The sequence below is a fragment of the Mycobacterium sp. genome, from assembly GCF_019243155.1.
In the GTDB taxonomy this organism is placed as follows: domain Bacteria; phylum Actinomycetota; class Actinomycetes; order Mycobacteriales; family Mycobacteriaceae; genus Mycobacterium.
In genome coordinates, this window is sequence record NZ_JAFAUS010000397.1 from 1 (window position 1) to 6,495 (window position 6,495).

Annotated in this window: 8 protein-coding genes and 1 pseudogene; 4 read left to right on the forward strand and 5 right to left on the reverse strand. The window is 63.6% G+C overall.

Annotated features, from left to right (window positions below; translation table 11 throughout):
- The 3 genes and pseudogenes from JOZ00_RS20530 to JOZ00_RS20540 form a co-directional block, all read right to left on the reverse strand.
- Window positions 1-261, reverse strand: a pseudogene (locus JOZ00_RS20530) (cytochrome c oxidase subunit 3 family protein); the annotation flags it as partial.
- Window positions 262-326: 65 nt separating this feature from the next.
- Entirely contained in the window at window positions 327-1,136 is an 810-nt protein-coding gene (locus tag JOZ00_RS20535; RefSeq protein ID WP_293347196.1) for a hypothetical protein, read from the reverse strand.
- On the reverse strand, window positions 1,133-1,918 hold the full coding sequence (locus tag JOZ00_RS20540) for a hypothetical protein (RefSeq protein WP_293347199.1): 786 nt from the start codon (window positions 1,916-1,918) through the stop codon (window positions 1,133-1,135). Before JOZ00_RS20540 ends, JOZ00_RS20535 begins: the two co-directional genes overlap by 4 nt.
- Window positions 1,919-2,019: 101 nt before the next feature.
- Between JOZ00_RS20540 and JOZ00_RS20545 the strand changes: the two genes are divergently transcribed.
- Window positions 2,020-2,625, forward strand: a complete 606-nt coding sequence (locus tag JOZ00_RS20545) for a TetR/AcrR family transcriptional regulator (protein WP_293347202.1) — start codon at window positions 2,020-2,022, stop codon at window positions 2,623-2,625.
- Between the two features lie 13 nt (window positions 2,626-2,638).
- Here the strand turns inward: JOZ00_RS20545 and JOZ00_RS20550 are convergent, their stop codons facing one another.
- Window positions 2,639-3,028: a hypothetical protein gene (locus JOZ00_RS20550; RefSeq protein ID WP_293347214.1), complete on the reverse strand. Its 390-nt coding sequence runs from the start codon at window positions 3,026-3,028 to the stop codon at window positions 2,639-2,641.
- Between the two features lie 211 nt (window positions 3,029-3,239).
- Here JOZ00_RS20550 and JOZ00_RS20555 point away from each other — a divergent pair, with 211 nt between their 5' ends.
- The 3 genes from JOZ00_RS20555 (at window position 3,240) to JOZ00_RS20565 (ending at window position 5,176) form a co-directional block, all read left to right on the forward strand.
- Window positions 3,240-3,956, forward strand: coding sequence for a hypothetical protein (locus JOZ00_RS20555; RefSeq protein ID WP_293347205.1), 717 nt, complete (start codon window positions 3,240-3,242; stop codon window positions 3,954-3,956).
- Window positions 3,953-4,522 (forward strand): hypothetical protein, encoded by a 570-nt coding sequence (locus JOZ00_RS20560; RefSeq protein ID WP_293347208.1) that lies wholly within the window; start codon window positions 3,953-3,955, stop codon window positions 4,520-4,522. The genes JOZ00_RS20555 and JOZ00_RS20560 overlap by 4 nt, the downstream gene beginning before the upstream one ends.
- A gap of 132 nt (window positions 4,523-4,654) precedes the next feature.
- The gene (locus JOZ00_RS20565; protein WP_293347217.1) at window positions 4,655-5,176 is read left to right on the forward strand and encodes a hypothetical protein; all 522 of its coding nucleotides are present in this window, start codon (window positions 4,655-4,657) and stop codon (window positions 5,174-5,176) included.
- A gap of 55 nt (window positions 5,177-5,231) precedes the next feature.
- On the opposite strand, the gene JOZ00_RS20570 is transcribed toward JOZ00_RS20565, so the two are convergent.
- Window positions 5,232-6,495, reverse strand: a 1,264-nt coding sequence (locus JOZ00_RS20570; protein ID WP_293347211.1) for a mammalian cell entry protein, incomplete at its 5' end; no start/stop codon positions are given.

A 6,495-nucleotide genomic window follows, 5' to 3' on the forward strand; every position in this document is an offset into this window, starting at 1 on the left:
GAACAGGAACACCGCGGCGAACGCCGCCGTGATGGCGACGTCCCGCAGGGCCGCCCGGTACGCGCCCGCGCGGGATGACTGAACGCACCGCGCCACCGACCAGGAGCTCAGCAGCAGGACCAGGGTGTTGAAAACCCCGATGCGCAGGTCGAGTTGGGCCTGGGAATGCAGGAAGAGCTCGGGGTTTCGGGCGCGGGAAAACAGGTAGAAGCCGAAATATGCGGTGAAGACCAGCGTCTCGAACAGGACGAAGGCCCACATGTCCGGTTGGCCGGGAACGAATCTGGCGGGCTTTTCCTTTTCCACGGGATCGGTCTTGAGATCGCTCACTGCGCAACTGCCTTCTTCGGGTCCGGCAGCGGTCCGGAACCCAGGTCGTCGCGGCGGATCATCTGAAACAGCATGACGATGAAAGTCACTTGATATACGCCGAACACGACCATGTCCAGCCACCAGGCGATCTCGCCGTCCCACGCCAACACGCCCCGCCGAAAGATCCAGCAGGGAGCCACGACGACCTCGGTCAGCGCGTTACACAGGTTCAGATAGCCGAACCACTTTGGGAACACCCGATTCTTGTCGAGCAGGATCGCGACCATCCAGATCAGTGAGCCGATCAAGAAGACGCCCATGGTTCCGTCGAAGGACAAGAATGCGAAGTCGTAGAGCCAACCAATCACTTCGGGATTGCGATCGGGTCGCAGCGTCCCGACGATCAGCGCGATGTTGAGCAGCATCATTCCGGGAACTGCACTCAGCGAGTAGATGATCAGATACGAATACCCGAACGCGCGGCTGACCGACATGCGCCGCATCGAATACGCGATCAGCGCGTTGTTGGTCGCGATCATGCCGCTGATGGAGAAGATGACGCCGAAACCAAGGGGTATCCCCAAGTGGCGTTCGGAGAACCAGTGCACCTGCGTCGCGAGATCCCACGTGGGCTCCGGCGGCGGCTGAACCTGCGCATTGATGAAGAACACCGGGAAGAACATGTTGTAGAAGACGACCATCGCCCACCACGCCAACCAGAGTTCCCGCTTGGGGTTGTGCCGCAGGTGCCAGGCGATCCGCCGATTCAGGGGGCCCGCGGGCGGCGTGGCCGGCGAGGTCGGCTGTGTGATCACCGCGCTCATGCGTTGACCAATTCCTGTGGGCGTCCTGGGTTCTCGGCACGCTCGGAATAGATGGCTCGTCCCAACACAACGCCCATCACGACGATCCAGACCGCAATGGCAACGTTCTTCACCCAGAACGACAGGAAGCCGTCCCAGGCCAGCGGGCCGGTCAACGACACTCCGACGAAGGCGGCGGGCACCAGCGCGGCCGCCACCAGGAGGTTGAAGTAGGCCACCCAACGGCTGAAAACAGGACGTGGCTGGTCGTCGAAAAAGATTGCCAGAGCCAGGATTAGGCTTTGCCCGATCAGAAAGGGAACCACGATGGTGAAGGTGATCCAGCCGAAGTCGTTGAGGAGCTGCGTCAGCTCCGGATTCCGCTCGGGACGAAACGCCGCCAGTAGCCAGCACACGTTGGCGATGAGAAACAACGTCGGACCGCCGGCCACGCAGCCCAGCATCGCGTAGGAGAAGATCGGCGTCCGATGTGCCATTCGCCGGATCTGCAACACGATCAGAGCCAGAATCGGGACGAGGCAGACGCCGAACCAGTTGAACACGATCATGCTGTACCGGATCTGGGGAAGGTGGGCCGGATCCCGATAGAACGCGGCGACCTGGTCCGCCGTCATCGATGGCGACATCGGCGGATTGAAACCCGGAAACAGGAAAAAGCTGGCGATCCAGAGGATCACCGTCACGGGCAGCGTCCACAGCAGAATGAGCTCTCCGTCGATGTTCGCTCGCGCAGTTCGCGTGAATGGGCGACCGCCTGCATCGTTTCCCCCGACGTCGGACATTGGTACTCCTTCCCCACACGAATTCGCCGCCAAAACTCGGCTAGTGAGCGAAGCTAGCCGATCGGCTAGCCACGGTCAATAGTGTCGTCTAGTCTCGGTGCGTGGGAACAGCACAACAGTCGGCTACCGAAGCGCAGCAACTGAGGGTGGTCGAGCACAGCGCGGCCCGGACGCGCGTGCTCGATGCGGCGCTGGATCTGTTCGCCACGCACGGGGTCAGCGGCACGTCGCTGCAGATGATCGCCGACGCCGTCGGCATCACCAAAGCCGCTGTCTACCATCAATTCCGGACCAAGGAGCAGATCGTCATCGCGGTCACCGAGCGCGAACTCGCGCGGTTGCTTCCTGCGTTGGAGGAAGCGGAGGCTCACGGCAACGGGCCGCGGGCCCGCGATGCACTGTTGGTGCGCACCATCGAAATGGCGGTTCGTGACCGCCGGTTGGTGCGCACACTGCAATTCGATCCGGTCGTCGTCCGATTGCTGGCCGAGCACAAGCCATTTCAAGTTTTCATGGACCGTCTGTACCAGGTGCTGCTCAGCGATGCGGGTCTGGACGGGCGGATCGAGGCCGCGATGTTCTCCGGTGCGCTCAGCACGGCCGTCATGCATCCGCTGGTCGCCGACATCGACGACGAAACACTGCTCGACAGGGTCACCGATTTGAGCCGGCGCCTGCTCGGTCTGCCTCGGGTCGCCCGCGACTGAGGAAACGATGCGGCTACGTGTCGGCGCGGACCCAGCTCTCGATGCCGTCGTGAGCAATACAGATCAGGAACAGACCATCTGGCGACTGCGCGACGTAGTTCAGGTAGTTCTGGCAGTCGGCGTTTTCGTCCTTGACTCCCGCCATCGGCGGTGAGCGGAACCATCGAGGCTGGTATCGCCGGGGCGAACCGCAGAACATCAGCCGTCCGGGCTCCGAGGCGAAGGAGACATAGCCGTCCGCGACACCGAAGGCGTAATAGGTGGTGTTGTCGCACGGCGCGCCTAAAACCTGGTGCGGCATGATGCCCGGGGTGCAGGCGGGGTAATCGCAGACAGTCGGCCCGGCAGACGACGGCGGCGCTGCCAGCACACCGGCGCCGAGCAACGCGGCAACCAGGGCCACGATGGATCGCACCCGATCACTCTGCCACACCCGGAAAGAAAATTCTCCTAATTGGAGAAGATCAACCAGGCCGAACACCGTCGGCGCCGCACCCCCCGACGCCACTGCGCCCCGCTGCCCGGCGAGCGGGTATTTCCGCACCTAGACGCCACGAGGAGCAGTCGTCCGATGGCGTCGGTGGGCCCAGGTTCCGGTGATAAGCTCCCTCTCCGTGCACAACCCGGACGGGCCTGACGCCGACCTCTCGGACGTGGACCCGGAAGACGAAGTTGCCAAGGCCGAAGCGCGCGCCGAGGCGGCTCGGGCGCGCCTGGAAAGCCTGCGCGGGGAAGCCGAAACCGGGGACTCCGACTCCGACACCCTCGCTGTCGAGCAGCCCGCGACGCCGACCCGGAAACGACGACGGTTGCTGCGGCGTCCCAGGCGACCACGTTGGCTCCGGCGTCCGGGGCGGAGGACTGTAGCCGCCGGCATCGGCATCGTGCTCTTCTCCACTTCTGTCGCCGCGACCGGCTACATGCTGCGGCAGCACCACACCGCGGTGCACAATCGCCAGCTCGCCGCGGAGTTCAGTGTGGCCGCCCGGCAAGGGATCACGGCATTCATGTCGATTGACCCTGCTCATGCCAAGGATGATGTCCAGCGCGCGATCGATGCCTCCACCGGCGACCAGAAGAACCAGCTAGCTGTGCTGTCGCCCCTGATAGTCAACAAGGCCGAGGAGACGAAGGTCGGTAACAAGGTCACCATCGAAGCCGTCGCCGTCCAGTCGTTGAGCGACAACTCGGGAGTCGTTCTTGTGGCGGCGAGAACCGATCCCTTTGGGCCGGACAACGTCAAACCGCCGCCGGCCCTGTTTCGCGTGAGCGTCGATATGGACCGCGACGGCGGCCAGCTCAAGATGTCGAAAGTCGATTTCCTGCGATGACTGCCGAACATGACTCGTCGCTGGACGGCACCGAAAAAACGATGGACGGCAAGGCGATTCGGCGGCGGCCCCGCCGGTATCTGGCGAGGTGGCGTTCGATCGTCGCGACAACGTTGGTTATCGCCGCCGTGGGAGTCGCTGCCGGCGTGTACTTCATCCTGTACCGGCCGGACCAGCAGGTCGGCGATGCGGCGGCGCGCCGGGCAATCCAGGCGGCCTCGGATGGTGCCGTAGCGGCGTTGTCGTATTCCTACGACCATTTGAATCGCGATTTCAGCAACGCGAAGTCACATCTCACCGGCGACTTTCTGGCCTACTACAGCAAATTCGCCGACGAAGCCGTCGCGCCGATGGCGCAGAAGGGACAACTTACGGCGACCGCCACGGTGGTTCGGGCCGCCGTTTCGGAATTGCATCCCGATTCGGCCGTCGTGCTGGTTTTCATCGACCAGACCACGGCAAGCGTGCGAAAGAAAGATCCCGAGAAGACGCAGAGCAGCGTCCTGGTCACGCTGAAAAAAGTCGACGGTTCCTGGCTGATCGCGAAATTCGACCCCTCCGGATGAGCGCGGCAGATCTTTGCCTAACCGTTACCTTGGCGGGTCGAAGCGGTGTAACGTCTCCGATCGAGGACGCCGCAACCCACGGCGAAAAGGTGCCGTAGGCACTCTCGGATTATGCGTTTCGAGGAGCACCTGATGCGTTCCGTCAAAACACTCACCACCGCAACGCTGTTGGCTGCGACTGCATTCGGCGGTTTGGGCACGGCCTCTCCGGCCCAGGCAATAACCAAGGAAGATGTGGCCATCAACGGGACGTTCCGCGCCACGTCCATTGGCGATTATGCCCAGCGAAACGATCAGTACTTCGGCCAGCCGACGGTCTACCAGACGTGGACCATCAGTTCGACCTGCGTTTCAACCCAGTCATGCCAGGGCCAGGTGTCCAGCGACCAGGGATGGACCGCGCCCCTCTACATGGAAGACGGGGAGATGTGGAAGGTCAAACGCACAGTGGCGAACTGGGAGCGGTGCGAGGACGGTACCGCGTTCAGCGGAAACCAGACGTTTTTCTTCTACCCGGTCAACGACAATGGTGGATTCCAGCTCGGGTCGCGGGTCTTCTCGGGCAAGGACAAGACGGTCGGCCCAAGCGGTGCCTGCGGCCAAAACCAGTGGCTTGATATAGCGATGCCGTTGCGCCTGGACCAGCTCTCCTGACCGGGCGGTCCTAAGCTTCACCGCCCGACCCCTCGAGGCGGTCCTCAGGACGGATTCAGGTGGGAAGCATGTCTTTCCACGTCTTGGGCGCTTTCGCAGCAACGAGATCCGACTGCTGGTACAGCTTTCCGTCCGGACCGACATAACGACCGGTGTGCGGATCGTACTTTGCGACCGCGACCGACGGCACAGGCTTAGATGCCTTGGCTCCGAACGAGCTCGGCGCAGCCTGGGGACCTCCGCCGCCTGCCGTGTCGGCCGGTGCCAAGTCGGGAGGACCGGGCGGAGCCGGCGCGTCGGGCGGCGGAGCCGGCGCGTCGGGCGGCGGTGCCGGCGCGGCGGGCGGCGGCGCGGGTCGTTCGGCCGGTCCAGGGACGTCGAGCGGTGCTATCGAAGGAATTTCGGCCGACATTCTCGACATGGGTCCCGACGACGGCACAGGGGGTACAGCAGCTCCAACCGTGCCCGGCGGTGGACTTTCTCCGCGCGGGCCGGCGGGTGCGCCGCGCGGAACCGCTCCCGGCGGCAGCGGCGTTCCCTGGACCGGGCCGAAGATTCGGTCGTTGGTGGTGATCCGGTCATCGGGCGGGACGCCCTGGGACAGCAGATTCGGATCCAGCGGATAGGGGCCGAGGGTGTGTTGGCGCATCGCCAGCGGCATGAACGGCTTGTCACTGTTGCAGATTTCGACGGTCGGCGCGCGCTTACCGGGGTGGCCCATGCAGGGATAGTTGCGGGCACCGCGAACCGCGATCGGTGAATCCTGCGGGAGTTTGCAATACAACCCGTCCGGCGTGTCGATGTCGGTGAGGTCGTCCGGGGAACACCATGTGTTGGGTGGCATGAAGCCGACCGTGCAAATAGGCGGATCGTCGACCGTGGCCGCGAAGTCGCCGTAAGCCCTACCGTCGGGATGGTTTTCACCCGTGGCTGCCACCTCGACAGCAACCCCAGGAGGTAGCAGAACCAGTAGCTGCTCGATCGAAGGATGGTAGGTGACGCCGATCTGCCCGATGGTGGTCAGGTTGGCAAGCAGCACCGGCAGCGTCGGTTTGATTTGTTCGAGAAGCCGCGATGCTTCGTTCGCGGTGTCAGGCCCCTTCTGCAGGATGGTGCGGAAATGGGAATCGTTGTTCACCAACACATCCGAGATGCCGGCGAAGCTATGCGCCCACTTTCTGATCGAATCTGTGGTTTGCGCTTGGGTATCCAGCAGCGGCCCGGTGTCTTCGGTGAGGGCTCGGGTGCGATCGACGACGCCGTTGGCGTCGCGGGACAACGTCTTCGACGAATCGAGCAGTGACCCCAGGTCGTAGCCG